This window comes from Clostridium gelidum, assembly GCF_019977655.1.
GTDB lineage: Bacteria > Bacillota > Clostridia > Clostridiales > Clostridiaceae > Clostridium > Clostridium gelidum.
In genome coordinates, this window is record NZ_AP024849.1 from 1,221,814 (window position 1) to 1,237,794 (window position 15,981).

The 15,981-nt window shown below is 29.5% G+C and carries 10 protein-coding genes; all 10 read left to right on the top strand.

Annotated features, from left to right (window positions below):
• The first annotated feature begins 92 nt into the window (after positions 1-92).
• Complete coding sequence (locus psyc5s11_RS28040) at positions 93-1,181, top strand: cadherin-like beta sandwich domain-containing protein (RefSeq protein ID WP_311196410.1); 1,089 nt, start codon at positions 93-95, stop codon at positions 1,179-1,181.
• A 306-nt stretch (positions 1,182-1,487) separates the two neighbouring features.
• On the top strand, positions 1,488-2,966 hold the full coding sequence (locus psyc5s11_RS05585; RefSeq protein ID WP_224033258.1) for an ISLre2 family transposase: 1,479 nt from the start codon (positions 1,488-1,490) through the stop codon (positions 2,964-2,966).
• A 251-nt stretch (positions 2,967-3,217) separates the two neighbouring features.
• The gene (gene fliB, locus psyc5s11_RS05590; RefSeq protein ID WP_224036645.1) at positions 3,218-4,429 is read left to right on the top strand and encodes a flagellin lysine-N-methylase; all 1,212 of its coding nucleotides are present in this window, start codon (positions 3,218-3,220) and stop codon (positions 4,427-4,429) included.
• 423 nt (positions 4,430-4,852) lie between these two features.
• Positions 4,853-6,568, top strand: coding sequence for an SGNH/GDSL hydrolase family protein (locus tag psyc5s11_RS05595; RefSeq protein WP_224036646.1), 1,716 nt, complete (start codon positions 4,853-4,855; stop codon positions 6,566-6,568).
• A gap of 113 nt (positions 6,569-6,681) precedes the next feature.
• Entirely contained in the window at positions 6,682-8,499 is a 1,818-nt protein-coding gene (locus psyc5s11_RS05600; RefSeq protein ID WP_224036647.1) for a sensor histidine kinase, read from the top strand.
• On the top strand, positions 8,492-10,099 hold the full coding sequence (locus tag psyc5s11_RS05605) for a response regulator (RefSeq protein ID WP_224036648.1): 1,608 nt from the start codon (positions 8,492-8,494) through the stop codon (positions 10,097-10,099). Before psyc5s11_RS05600 ends, psyc5s11_RS05605 begins: the two co-directional genes overlap by 8 nt.
• 171 nt (positions 10,100-10,270) lie before the next feature.
• A complete protein-coding gene (locus psyc5s11_RS05610; protein WP_224036649.1) occupies positions 10,271-11,569 on the top strand; it encodes an extracellular solute-binding protein in 1,299 nt (432 codons plus the stop codon).
• Positions 11,570-11,814: 245 nt separating this feature from the next.
• Entirely contained in the window at positions 11,815-12,699 is an 885-nt protein-coding gene (locus tag psyc5s11_RS05615; RefSeq protein ID WP_224036650.1) for a carbohydrate ABC transporter permease, read from the top strand.
• A 21-nt stretch (positions 12,700-12,720) separates the two neighbouring features.
• Positions 12,721-13,575, top strand: coding sequence for a carbohydrate ABC transporter permease (locus psyc5s11_RS05620; RefSeq protein ID WP_224036651.1), 855 nt, complete (start codon positions 12,721-12,723; stop codon positions 13,573-13,575).
• Between the two features lie 405 nt (positions 13,576-13,980).
• On the top strand, positions 13,981-15,978 hold the full coding sequence (locus psyc5s11_RS05625) for a methyl-accepting chemotaxis protein (RefSeq protein WP_224036652.1): 1,998 nt from the start codon (positions 13,981-13,983) through the stop codon (positions 15,976-15,978).
• Positions 15,979-15,981: the final 3 nt, after the last annotated feature.

Genomic DNA, 15,981 nt, shown 5'->3' on the forward strand with positions numbered 1-15,981 from the left:
TACTATTACTATAACATAAATTGCTTGAGTTGTTTGTGATTAGCGAATACAATTATGCAAAATGTAGTGAATTAATAATAGGGGAGATAATAATGAATAAAAAAGACATAAAAAAAATAATATCTATTGCTTTGGCATTTAGTTTAACACCTACAATAATGCCAAGTGTTTTAAATTTAGGAACAACAGCTGTTTATGCTGCTAGTTCTTCAGGATATGTTACTGATATAAAACTAGAAACAAATAAAGATGATACAGTAAAAGTATATACTAAAAGCAGTTATAACAGTCGGTATAAGTTAAGTGAAATAAGTGATAAAGCTCCAACAAGCTTATATGCTAAAGTTAGAAGCAACGTAAGGAAGATCAAGATTACTGATATTGATTTAGGAACTAATTGTGATAAGGTTGAAATTTACAAGGGAAGTACAAAAATAAATTTAGATGAAGAAATTAGTATTTCAAGTAGTGTAACACTAAAAATTCAAGCATATAGTGGATCAACTCTTAAAGAAACATATAACCTCAAAATAAAAAAGGAAAATTCTAGTTCAAATAGTAGTGATGATGATATATATTTAGATGATTTATCATTAACATATGATAGCGATGATATTGATTTTAATTTCGATAAAGAGAAATCATCATATGATATTGATGTTAAAAATAAAGTGAGTTATGTAAAAATATGTGCAGAGCCAGAAGATAAAGATTATACTGTTAAGATTAATGGCAGTACAGTAGATGATGGTGATGATTGGACAGATAAAGTGTCATTATCGGAAGGTAAAAATACTGTTACAGTTAAGATTAAAGATGATGATAATAACCAAAGAGAATATAATCTAAATATTAAAAGATTATCAAGCAATGAAAGCAATGCTACAAGTAGTACAAGCAGTCTTTCCACATCATTAAGTGAAGGATGGCATCAGACAAGTGGAGAATGGTATTTTATAACTCCAGATGGAGCTAAGCAAACAGGTTGGCAAAAGATAGATGGAAGATGGTATTACATGAATGAAAGTGGACTTATGCAAACAGGTTGGATAAAGAGTGGAACTAATGGAAAATCATATTATCTAAATCCAATATCTAATGGATTTAAAGGTGCTATGGTTGTAAATGCTATAGGTGAAGGATATAGAATAGGTTCTGATGGCGCAAAAATAAATAATTAGTTTATTGAAATAAAAGATAAGGCACATAAAAATAAATAATAAGTCCAAAACTTCCATGACCATTTTTCATCAGGAAAAACAATATTTGTAAATGATAACTTAATAATGTATTTAGACAATGAAGGAGAATCAAGTCCAGAAAGAGGAGATTCTCCTTCTTATTTTTAGTTAGAGTATAATTTTAGTAGGCAGAAACAGTAATAAAAACTGTATAAATAGTAAAAGGAGATGCGAAAGCATCTCCCAAATACATAAATTATCCATTATAATTAAGTTGCTAAGACTAAATAGAATGGAGTTATATTTATGTATGAATTAAGTTTAAATGATAAAGGAATGACTTTCAAGGAGTTAGAGAAAAGAATTTATAAATATGCTTGTGACGAAGCTTGTAATGCTTTAAAAAGTATATTAGAATTTTTAGATGAAAAACTACTTAATGAAAGAGATAGCAAGGTTTACCGTAATAAAGGTCGTAAGCAAACTTGTTTGAGGACTATTATGGGGAACGTAGAGTATTCTAGGCGCATTTATGAATTTAAACTTGAAGATGGTAAGAAAGCAACTAAGTACCTTTTGGATGAGTATTTAGGGATGGACACTTTAGGAAATGTGTCTATAAATCTCGTAGAAACTATTTTAACTAACGTGACGGAGGTTTCTTTTAGAAAGACATCTGAGAATATTAAAACTATGTGTAATCAAGATATTAGTGCTCAAGGCGTTTGGAACATAGTTCAAACACTTGGGGAAAAGATTAAAGAAATAGAAAATCGTAAAATTGAGTTAAATGACAAAGGTGCATTAAAAGGCGAAAAGGAAGTACCAGTATTGTTTCAGGAGCAAGATGGAGTTTGGCTCTATCTTCAAGGTAATGATAGACCAAAAGGGAAAAATAAAAAGAAAGAGTTAAAACTAGCAGTATCATATACTGGCTGGACTTTACGCCCAGGGAGCAAAAAAGAATATGTGGTTGTTGATAAAACTGTTTGTGCAAGCTTTAGCAATTCCAATCACTTTAAAAAGCTTGCTAGCGCAACAATTTCAGAAAAATACAATGTAGATGAAATTCAAACTAGAATATTAAACGGTGATGGAGCAAATTGGATTAAAGCAACTTGTGAGGATGAAGACATTCATTTTCAGCTAGATCCATTTCATGTAGGCCAAGCGATTATACGTAAGGTAAGTGATAAAAGAGCTCAAAAGCAATTACTAAAACTATTTAGAGAAGGTAAAATTGATGAAGGTCTAGAAACTATTGTAAATATGATGATACTTACAAACGAAAAAGATATTGCATTTAAGAAGCTTACTGAATTATATGATTACTTTGTTCACAATAGAGATGGATTAATACCGTATAAATTAAGAAGTGACATAAACATGCCTACGGCGCCGGAAGGCATGGAATACAAGAATCTAGGCACAATGGAACATAATATTTGTGATGTATTAGCTCAAAGAATGAAGGGCAGAAAAATGAGCTGGTCTATTAATGGTGCAGATAATTTATCTAAAATATTATCTGAAAAATTTAGTAATAGGTTGTTTGATACTGTAGATAAAATCTACAGAAATATTATTTCTGATGATGTTATTGATACAGTAGTTGCAAAACTACCATTAACAGTATTTCAAGCGAATAAAGAATCTAATAAGTGTAAGGCATATAAGTGCAATAGTGCACAAATTCCGTATAGCGGAGCTGCCGCAACGTTAGGTAGAAAAATAGTACGTGATTTATGTGGATTAAAATCATTTAGTGATATTAGTTATAGTTAAATATACAGTATGGGTAGGGAAATTTTAAAAATGCAATGTAAAATAATGGATAATAATTTAAATAAAATTCTTGCCAACTTTTACTTGACTCAACCTTATTTTTATATTTTTCAATATTACTTGCTACTTTGATGATATAATTAGCTTTAGGCACAATTAAAAAAATAATAGTCCAGTATGCATCGCATCTTTGGTCCATTATTTTCTTTCATGTGCCTTAGATAAAATATTAAAAGGTAAGGAAGATAATCATGGAGAAAAATGTTAAAATAATATATCCATCATATTTAGATAAGTTTCAGTGTATTGGAGGAAAATGTGAAGATACCTGTTGCATGGGATGGGATATAGATGTTGATAAAGAAACATTTAAAAAATATCATAAAGTTACAGATGAAACAATGAAGAAGATAATCCGAAAAAGTATTCATATCAATGAATATTGTACTAATAAAGATTTAGATTATGGAAGAATTAAATTAAACAAAGAAAAAAAATGTCCGCTTCTAGATGATCAGAATTTCTGTTCCATTCAAGGAAGATTTGGTGAAGATTATCTATCTAGTGTTTGTGGTCAATTTCCTAGAGTACTAAATAAAGTAGATGACCATTATGAAATGTGTCTTGATGCATCATGTATAGAGGCAGCAAGAATTATTTTTGGAAGTAAAGAAAAAATAGAATTTAAGCAAAGTGAAAAGAGTTTAGGTAAGTATACTATGTCCGGTGTACTTGATACTAGATCATCTGAATTTAAAAATACACCTATAAAGTATTTTAAAGAGATACGAGACTTTTCAATAAAAATAATGCAAAATAGAAATTTAAATTTCAGTTCTAGATTATATGTTCTGGGTGATTTTTTAAATAAGCTTGAAGATATAGAAAGTAATAAAATAAAAGAATTTATAAGTAAATATGATATAGAAACTAAATCTAAGTCTTATAAAAGAGATCCTATGAATTATGCACTTCAAGTTTCATTTTTGAAGAATATAGTTGATTCTTTAGATATAGTAAATGAAATGGATAGCGATAAATTAAGAAAGTACACTAAGGAAGTTTTACAGGGATATAATATTAAAGATAATGATGATGTAATTGAAAATAAGAAGGAATATATAAATGCATTTGAAAAATATACAGATGAGTATATAGAAAGCAACAGCCACATATTTGAAAATTATATGGTTAATTTTATATATAATAATTTATTCCCTTTTTCAGAAAGTGACTTTATGTTCGATGGATATATTCTGCTTTTATTTAGATATTCATTAATCAGATTTTATCTAGTTGGGAAATACATATATAATGGAAAAGATTCTGTAGAAGATATAATAGAGTTTGTTAAAGTATTTGTAAAAGCAGTAGAGCACGATAGAAACTATAGAAGCAAAATTTTAGAATATATTAAAGAAAATAGCTTTGATAATATGGAATTTGCAAAAATGCTTTTGTAATTACAACAAGTTCAATTAATATTTATATTCAAGAATACGAATATCGTACTTCGTCTCTACCAGGAAACCTACGAAAATCTTAATTTTAGATTTTCGTGGGTTAATTTGTTTTTATAAGAAGTAAAAATAAATTAACCTAAGCAACTTCTGAGCATGATTTATCCACATTTAATTTACAATAATCATTAAAACGATAGTAATTCTTTATAATATAAAATCTAGTGCAACATATGTCTATATTTGGTTAATATATTGCCAGTTTAATTTACCAAATAGATGTAATATGGTAATAAGAAAATTTAAAATTAGTAGAAGAACAAAAGTTATCCATGTTTATTGGTAATGTATTTTGACAAATTTTTATTAAATTATACGTGTAAAATTATAGATTACAGAAAGCATATATAGGAGGAATGGAACAATATGATGAATGATGAACAATTAGGACCTAAAGCGCCTAAAGATCCACAAGAAAAACGTAGTGGCTTTTATATTATGGTAGATAAAATTTTAGAAGCCACTGCACGATTGGAAGGAAAACCTTCTCAGGAAGTTTATCTGGATGAAGGTAGATTAGCCTTTAATGCTCAGTTTGTAGGCGGAGTTAAGGATGAAAATATCCTTGAATTATTAAAAAATTGCGACAGTGTTCATAAAGTAGTTCATAGCATCGGAGTGTGTGTAATAGGAAAAGATGATGTAGGAACTATCGACTTTGTATTTCAAAACTATGGAAAAGTAGATAGATATGCAGGTGGAACAATAATTAAGCTGCCATGCACCAAAGATGGATCAGAGGTAATTCTTAACCTTGAAGATTATGAGTGGTCAACAGATGATGATGTTGTTGGAAAAATAGCTTTTGAGTTTGAAAATCCAGGATTAACAGCGCAGGCAACAGTTAAGGTTTATCTTAATGATGGTTATGAGGTGCCTGAAATCGAAATTGATCCACCAGTGGAATTCGGTAGTACTAAGTATAATTCAATGATTTCAAAGTCTCTTTTAAATATTGGTAATAATAAAAGGCTTAAAGCTGCGATAGATAAGGCAAGAAAAGGAGAAGATGTAACCATTGCTTATATAGGAGGTTCTATCACTCAAGGTGCTGGTGCAAAACCAATTCATACAGAGTGTTACGCTTATAGATCATATGTGAAATTTAAAGAGATGTTTGGAAAGAATGGTGGAGATAATGTTCATTTTATAAAAGCAGGAGTAGGTGGAACGCCTTCAGAGCTTGGAATGATAAGATATGACCGGGATGTTCTAAGAGATGAAAAGGTAAAACCTGATATTGTTGTTGTTGAATTTGCAGTAAATGATGAAGGAGATGAGACAAAAGGTAAATGTTATGAAAGTTTGGTTAAAAATATACTTTCTGCTGAAAATAAACCAGCAGTAGTTTTATTGTTTAGTGTATTTGCCGATGATTTTAATCTCCAGGAAAGACTTTCACCAGTGGGAAATCATTATGACTTGCCTATGGTAAGCTTATCTGATGCTGTTGTAGAACAATTTAAACTAACCAAAGAGGAAGGTAACATCATAACAAAGAGACAGTACTTTTACGACATTTATCACCCTACAAATGATGGACATACTATAATGGTAGATTGTCTTGCACATTTATTCGATCAGACTGCAAAGGATGTTTGTAATGAAAAGGATATCTTACTTGATATAGAGCCAGCTATAGGAAATTGTTTTATAGAAGTGCATCTTATTGATAAGAAGGATAATGCATACGGGGCAGTAATAAAACATGGAAGTTTTAAAGAAACAGATGAAGATCTTCAGTTTGTTGAAATGGATTGTAATCCTTTGGGAACACCTGAGTTCCCATATAATTGGATGCACACACCAGAATCTGGAGATGAAAGCTTCTGTTTAACAGTTAATAGCCGAAGTTTGCTGCTCATTTTTAAGGATTCAGGAAGAATGGATTTTGGCAAGGCAGATGTTTATGTGGATAGTACGATTGTGTTAACAGCAGATCCACGAGCAACAGGATGGACACATTGTAATGCTGTTATTTTGTATCAAGAGGAAAATAGCAGGGAACATCAGGTAGAAATAAAGATGGCAGCAGATAGTCAGGATAAGTTTTTTACTATCCTTGGATTTGGATATAATTAGAAAGTTCCAAGGCAACCATTAGATGTAAGAAAAATGCAGAATGATTCCTAATATATTTATAGTTTAAATTAAAATTATAGACTAAGTATTTTTTGCCACTCCCAACTATTTAAATGAAAGAGAAGATAATGATGATAAATTTAATAGGTATACGTAAAAGATACATGGATTTAAAGATAAGTTCAAAAATAGTTGTTATATATCTTATGCTAATGATTTTTTCAGTAATTGCAAGCAGTTTTATTTATGAAAAAATATATGATGACATTACATCAAAAAAGGTTAGTGAATTGTCTGTTCAAACACTTTATACCATAAAGTCAAATATAAATTCTATGATACAGAGCATAGGTAATAATTCAAGAATAATAATATCTAATAAAGATATACAGTCCATATTAAAAAATTCAAACAATAGGAATGGTAGTAATATCCAGATTACTATGAATAGTTATTTAAGTAGTATTATAGATTCCATGAATAATGTATCTGCAATTTATATTTATGATAATTTTGGAAACAAATACTACATAGACAAGCAATCTAGAAATAGCTTTAAGTTTGATAGAATTGAAGATGCAAATTGGTATAAAACCATTATTGATAAAAAAGGATATTATATATTAAGATTAAATGCTGGAGAGAAAGCAGATTCTAATATTAAAGAAAATTATGTGTCATTAATTAGAGTGATAAATGATATGGAATCTCAAAAACCAATAGGAACACTCGTTATAAATATAAATGAAAGCTACTTTGTTAATTGTTATAAGGATATTGTAAGTAAAAATGGTACTAATATTTTACTTATGGATGAAAATAATGAATCTATAGTTAATCCGAAGGATGTATCTGATTTTAATCAAATAAGTGAATTGGTGACAAAAAAGTTAGTAAAATCTACTGATGAAAAGGAGCATAATTCAATAATTGAAAAAGTAAAAGGGCAGGACTATATATTTTCTTTATTGAAAATTGAAGATTTTAACTGGACGATTGTTAGTAAAATACCTTTTAAGGAACTTTCAAAAGAATCAAATACCTTATATTTTATGACCTTTATTTTTACTATAATCAATGGAATATTGATGCTTATTGGAGCTATTTCAATATCTAGATTAATTACTAACCCTATAAAAAAACTTTTGAGATCTATGAAGGGGATAGAAAATGGGGAATTTAAGAAAGTTAATATTGAAGTTGGTAATGATGAAATTGGTAAACTTAAAGATGGGTATAATATTATGGTTTGTGAAATTGAAAAGCTTATCAATAGAATTGTTGATGAACAAAAGGTAAAGAGGAAGGCAGAACTTAGTGTGCTTCAAGCTCAAGTAAAACCTCATTTTCTATATAATACTTTGGATGCTATGGGATATCTCGCTTTATCTGGAAAATGTAATGAAGTATATGAAGCTCTAGAAGCTTTAGGTGGATACTATAGGACTAGCCTTAGCAAAGGAAGAGAGGTAATTACTGTAGGAGAAGAAATTGATATAGTAAAAAATTATTTCTTGTTACAAAAGTTAAGGTATGGGGATATTTTTACGGACACTTATGAAGTTGATGAAAAGGTACTTCATCTTAGGATATTAAAGCTAGTATTGCAGCCTATTGCAGAAAATGCATTGTATCATGGTATAAAACCAAAGGGTGAAAAAGGTAATATAAAGTTTACAGTTGGTTTAATAGGTAACTTAATGAAAATATCTATAGAAGATGATGGAGTTGGAATGACAGAGGAAGAACTTGATAAGGTTATGAGTGATAAAATTGACCATAATAATTTGAGCTTTGGATTAAGGGGAACTATAGAAAGATTAAGAATTTTTTATGGTATATCAGAAGTATATGAAATTGAAAGTCGCAAAAGATACGGAACTAAAGTGACTATTACAATTCCTATAGAAGATGGGGGTAAAAATGAATAATAATTTTATAAAAATATTAATTGTAGACGATGAAGAGAATACTAGAAATTTAATTAAGAAGTGCATCAATTGGGATGAACTTGGAATACAAATTGCTGGAGAATCATCTAGCGGGCAAGAAGCCCTTGATATGCTAGAAAAAGTTAATGCTGATATTATAATTACAGATATACGTATGCAATTTATGGATGGTTTGGAGTTTAGTAGAAAGGCTTCTGAAAGATTTCCATATATAAAAATTATTGTTTTAACAGCTTATGAAGAGTTTGAATATGCAAAGCAAGGAATAAAGATAGGAATAAATGACTTTTTGTTAAAGCCTATTAAAAGATCAGAACTTAGAGAATCTGTTGAAAGCTTGAAAAATAAGATTGAAACTGAAAGAATGAGCCGAGCAGAATATTTGAAACTCAAAGAACGATTATCAGAAAACTTTGAGTATTTAAAAGAAAAATTTTTAAACGATTTGATCCAAAGAAGTAATTCTTCGGAACATATTATAGATAAGCTTTTATATTTTTCAGTGGAAAGTCTTAGTCAATATATTCAAATTGCGCTAATTGGAACTTCTCATATTGATAATGAAGAATCTAAAAGTGAGGAAGAAGCTGTTTTATTGGACTTGGCTTGTGCAGAAATAGTTAAGAAATATTTTCAAGATTATAAGGATGTATATGTAATTATTGACAATAGCCGTAAGATAGTTATTTTAAACAGTAATCCTAAAATAGATATTATATTTAGCTGTGAACATATTAAAGATTTGCTAATAAATAGACTTAATTGTTATGTCTGTGTAGGCATAGGAAATGCTTATAAAGATTTAAAAAACATAAAGAAATCCTATAGGGAGGCTTTTGAAGCATTAAATTATAAAGAAGTTTATGGTAAAAATCAGGTAATTTATTTTAATGATATGAGTATTGAGAGTCAAGGCTTAGATGTAAAGAATGAAGAAACTAATGAATTGGGTTTTTATATAAAAGCCGGAATTGATGAAAAGGTTATATCTATTATTGATAAAATATTTAAAGATATCGATACTACTAAAAATTATAATATTGGACAGGTAAGGGTATTATCAATAAATATAGCAACTATGGTTTTCAATTCAATAACAGAATTAGGAATGGATTATGAGCAGATGCTAGAATCTAAAGATTTTCCTTATAATTCTATACTAAAAATTGATACCATTAGTGAAATGAGGGAATATTTGATCAGGTTTGTTTTAAATGCAATTAAGTCAATTAAAGGAGCTAGAGCCAAAAAGGTTAATAAGGTTTATATTGAAATAGTAGAGTATATTCAAAAAAACATTTCTGATTCTGAACTTTCACTTTCAAGTATAGCAAATAAATTTTATTTAAATCCAAGTTACTTGTGCAGAGTCTTTAAACAAGAAATTGGACAGAGTTTTATAGAATATCTGACAAAAATTAGAATTGAAAAAGCTATAGAATTATTTAAAGAGACAGATTTAAGGAATTATGAGGTATGCGAAAAAATTGGAGTACCTGACCCTAATTATTTCGGAAAATGTTTTAAGAAGTATACGGGGATATCTGTAAGTGATTTTAAGAAAACTCAAATTATTTAAATGGTTATTGCAAAAAGCAATAGCCATTTAATGTGTTACTCGTGAAAACGATTTAAAGACGTAAAAAAACTACCCATTTAAGTAAATATTTTACGTTCTAACAAAGTCCATAGTGAACTAGAATTATATAGTAAACCAAATAAAACTATATTAATTATAGGGGGTAAAAAAATGAAAAATATCTTAAAAAAAATAGCAACTATATCTATGTCGTTATTATTAGTAACTAGTGCAGTTGGTTGTGGAGCTAGCTCTTCAGGTGATGGAAAAAGTGCTGATGGTTCAAAGCAAGTTACATTAAAATTGTGGCATGTATGGGCTGCTGACAGCGAGTCAAACAGAAAACCTTTTCTTAAGGTGTTAGAAGACTTTCAAAAAGAAAATCCTGATATTAAGCTAGACATTGATGAAACAGAAGCTAAAGCTTATGATACTAAAATTAAGACAGCAGCAGCTGGTGATGAACTTCCAGATGTTTTCTATTCTCAGGCTGGAGGATCTATTAAAGGTTATGTAGACGCTGGAAAGATTTTACCTATAGACGATTATTTAAACGATGGAACTAAAGATAGATTACTTTCAGGAGTTCTATCTAATATGACTTTTGATGGAAAAGTATATGGCTTACCTTATACACAAGCAACTGCCGTATTCTTCGTAAACAAAGAACTGTTTGATCAAAATGGAATTAAGATTCCTGAAACTTACAATGAATTAGTAACTGCAGTTAAAGCTTTTAGAGCTAAAGGAATTACACCTATGACTGTAGGTGCTAAGGATGAATGGCCTACAACACAGTATTTTGACATTATGGCTATTCGTGATGCAGGTGCTAAGGTAGTTAATGATGCGCTTAGTAAAAAAGGTACTTATGAAGATCCAGGTTTTATAGATGCTGCTGCAAAATTTCAGGAGTTAGTAAAGCTTAAAGCATTTAATGATGGTGCTCTTGGTGTAACAAGAGATGAATCAGAGATGGGTTTTTACGATGGTAAAATTCCAATGTATGTAAATGGTAGCTGGACTGTTGGTAATATCCAAAAAGATGATTCTAAGATTAAAGGTAAGATTCTTGCTTTAAAATTCCCAATTATTGAAGGTGGAAAAGGCGATATAAATGATTTTACAGGTGGAGCTGCTGAAGGATTCTTTGTAGGTGCTAATACAAAACATAAAGAAGAATCAGTTAAACTTCTTAAGTATATTACTGAACATCACTCAAAAGAAGCATATCTAGCAGGTGCTGGAATACCAACTTGGAAAATGGATGTAGATGAATCTAAGCTTGATCCTTTAAATTTACAAATAGCTAAAAATCTTAAGGAAGCAAAGACAACTACACAATGGTTTAATTCACTATTGCTAACTAAAGATTCTGACGATTACCAAAAAGAATTAACACAATTATTCTCTTTACAAGTCACACCAGAACAATTTGCTAAAGATATGCAAAAAATGAATGCCAAGTAATGTTATAAATTTGAAGAGGAACAGAAGTTAATATTTCATTTTAACATGCTCCTTGCCAATAAGTTTTTAAATACAATTGGATTTGTAGTTTTCTACAAATCCAATCTAATATATATACGATTTATGAATCCTTTGATGGGATTGATACTGCTATTTTGTCTTCATACGGGTAGTATATGTTAAATCATATTCAATAAATTTAATATGGTAATTTTTGAAAATGACTTATTTTAAGGAGGTTAACAATGGATAAAGTTCTTTCAGATAAAAAAGCAATATTATTTTTCTTATTTCCTGCACTAATATTTTTTGTTCTAATTGTACTTTTACCTATATTTATTTCAGGTTATTACAGTACTCTTGATTGGGATGGATTAAAGAAGCCAGTCTTTGTAGGTTTACAAAATTATATAGATCTGTTTACTAGTAGTACAAGTAGTTTTGCTCTATCTATTAAAAATTCATTATATTTTGTTATTGTATCAGTGTTTATTCAATTACCAATTAGTTTATTTTTAGCATTAGTTCTTGCTAATGGAGTTAAAGGAGAAAAGTTTTTTTTAAATGTTTTTTTTATACCTGTAATAATTTCTACAGTTGTTATTGGACAACTTTGGATGAAGATTTATAACCCGGATTACGGATTACTTAACAGTTTTTTGAAATCAATAGGTCTTGGCAGTATGGCAAAAACATGGTTAGCAGATCCAACTACAGCGCTTGGAGCATCCTTTGTGCCTACATTATGGCAATACGTAGGATATCATATGTTACTAATGTATGCAGCCATAAAATCAATTCCTACAGATATATATGAAGCCGCAAAACTTGATGGAGCATCAGGTGTTAAAATGGCTTTTAAAATTACTATACCACTAATAAAACCTATGCTCAAAGTATGTGTAACTTTCTCTGTTATAGGTGCTCTGAAGATTTTTGACCTTGTATATGTATTGACTAATGGTGGACCTAACCATGCAAGTGAGGTACCAAGTACATTACTTGTTAATAATATATTTGTAAGAGGCATGTATGGATATGGAAGTGCCATCGCAATTTTTATAATAATAGAATGTCTTATACTTACAGGAGTAATACAGAAATTTTTCAAAGTCGATGATGTGGAATAAATGAGTAGAGGAGTATGAAAAATGAGTAGTAATTATATTTCAAAAATTTTTGGAGGGAAAATTGTAAACAAACTGTTATACATATTTCTTATTGTATGGGCTATTATACAAATTTTCCCACTATATTGGCTGATAACATTCTCCCTTAAAACTAATGGGGAAATATTTGGAGGTAACTTAATTGGTTTGCCTGATAAGTTTTTATGGGGAAACTATGAAAAGGCATTAGTTAATGCAAATGTTGGAGTATACTTTATGAACAGTGCAATAATTACAGGTGTTACTATAGCTGTAACTGTATTAGTTTCATTAATGGCTTCTTATGCATTGGTTAGAATGAAGTGGAAATTTAGAAATACAACTCTTTTGCTTTTTATGGCAGGGCTAATGATACCAATTCATGCAGCGCTTCTCCCAGTATTTTTAATATTGCGTAAGATAAAGTTATTGGATACCTATTGGGCTTTAATTTTACCTTATGTTGCATTTGCTATTCCGATGGCTATTCTTATTCTTACAAGCTTTATGAAATCTATTCCTAGAGAAATTGAAGAAGCAGCTTGTATTGATGGATGCAGTATTTACAGAATATTTTTCAGTATTATTGTGCCTATCTTAAGACCAGCAGTAGCAACAATTTCTATATTCACATTTTTGCAAGCTTGGAATGAATTAATGTTTGCAACCGTATTTATTAATAAGCAGGCCTATAAGCCATTGACAGTAGGAATTCAGTCTATGGCTGGGAAATATGCAACAGAATGGGGTCCCATAGGTGCAGCTTTAGTTATTGCTACTATTCCTACTGTTATTATTTATCTTTTAATGAGCAGTCAGGTTCATAAGAGCTTAACAGCTGGTGCTCTAAAGGGTTAATATTATTTTTTAAATGTTATAAATAAAAATTAATCGATTCTTATAAAAAATTATTTGTGAATAAAGTTATAATCCCATAGATTTATCAAATAACTAATTTGATAGAACTATGGGATTATAGTTTTAATTAAGGATAATATTAGCTCAATGATATATGTATATCTAGAAAATGTACTCAGAGAATTGGTGCACATGTTTTCAGCTTAATTAGGTTATAAAGTATAAGAAAACATTTGTATAATGTACAACTAATGGGCAATTAATTTGGCTGCGTTGTATTTAATATGAGTCAATATGTAGTATAATGTAATTACTATATCTAATTGCAATTATATTATACAATAAAGAATATTTATAATTGGTGTGAAGTGAAATTTAATCAAAAAGGCTTAGGGGGATTTATTTATGAGAAGTATAAAAATAAAATTGTCAGTGTATTTTGGTGTATTAATTGTATGTGTATGTTTAGCTTTGGGAACTACTGCTTATTATTCATCCAATTATGCATTGGCAAACAACGCAAAAGAAATGTTATCTAGCACTTCAGTACAAGCTGCAAGGGTAATAGAAAGTCGCCTTGATACCAACTATAGTGTTTTAGAGACTATAAGTCAAAGGAATGAAATAAGGGATTTTAGTGTTTCGCTTCAAGATAAGGCAGAGATATTAAAAGCAGAGGCAAAGAGGACAGGATTTACAAGTCTTGGATTTGGAGATTTAAATGGAGATGCTTACACTATGACACTTGATCATATTGTATTAAAGGATAGGCCTTATTATCAGGAAGCGTTAAAAGGAAATAGAGTTATTACAGATCCTATAATTAGTAAGGCAGATGGAAACTTAATAATAAATATGGCAGTACCAATTAAAGATAAGGATGGAAAAGTTATTGGTGTGTTGATTGGAAATAGGGATGCAGCAGAACTAAGTGCAATTACGAGTGATATAACAGTTGGAAAGACTGGCAAGAGTTTTATTATTAATAATTTAGGGGTTACTGTTGCGCATTATAATAAAGAATCAGTAACTAAAGGTGAAAATGTTATTGAGGAAGCTAAAAATGATCCATCACTTCAAATGTTGGCAGATGTTCAAAATCAAATGATAAAAGGGAAAGCAGGTACTGGAGAATTTAAGTATCAAGGAGAGTTTAAATATGTAGGATACGCACCAATAAAAAATACAAATTGGTTTATAGGAATTGCGGTACCTCAAAATGAAGTTTTATCTCAACTAAATGTCTTGAAAATATCTATTTTTGCAGCTTCTTTAATTATTGTATTAGTTGGACTAGTATTAGTTTATATAGTGGCAAGATTAATTTCAGTTGGAATAAGTAAAATCTCATCTCATTTACAAGTTATTTCAAACGGGGATTTTACAATGGAAGTTTCAGCTAAAAGATTAAAAACTAATGACGAAATTGGTCACGCGTTTAAGTCAATAAAAATCATGCAGGAATCTATAGTTGGAACAATTGTATCAATTAAAGAAAATTCTGCTAATATTGATTTAAAAGCAAATAATTTATCAAAGGTTGCTGAACAAATGGCATCTACAGCTGAGAATGTATCTATTGCAACTCATGAAACTGCAACTGGTGTAAGTAGTCAAGCAACAAATTTAATGGAAATTACAACTATATTAAATACATTTGGGAATAAATTAGATGGTGTAGTGAGTGAAATAGAAACTATAAATTTAAAATCAAATGGAATTAATCAAATGGCTGGAAATAGTAATGAAAATATGAAGTTGTTAATTGAATCTGTTAATGTTGTAAGTTCTTCTTTTAAAGATTTTATTAAGAAAATTGAAAAATTAAATAGCAACATAATTCAAATATCGGAAATAACTACATTAATAAATGATATATCAGAACAAACAAATTTATTGGCATTAAATGCAGCTATAGAAGCGGCAAGAGCTGGAGAATCAGGTAGGGGATTTGCAGTGGTTGCTGATGAGATTAGAACACTTGCAGAGCAATCTCAAGAATCTTCAAAAAATATAAATTTATTAATTAATGGAATATCAAATGAAGCTAATGGAATTATAAAAAATACAAATGGACTTAATAATGAATTAGATAATCAAGTTAATGTTATAAACACAGCACTTAAATCTTATGAAAATATAATATCTGAAATAAATGACATTGTAACCAAAATTAAGTCTGCCAATGTATCAATTGCAGAAATAAATACTGAGAAGAACGTGATTTCAGATAAAATAGAGAATACATCTGCAGTATCAGAAGAGGTTTCAGCTTCATCAGAAGAGATTGCAGCTTCAACTGAAGAAATGAAGTCTGCATCATCAGAAGTTGCATTAGCAGCAGAAGTACTAAATGGCGTGACTAAAGAAATGATCGAACATGTTAATCAATTTAAAATATAATAA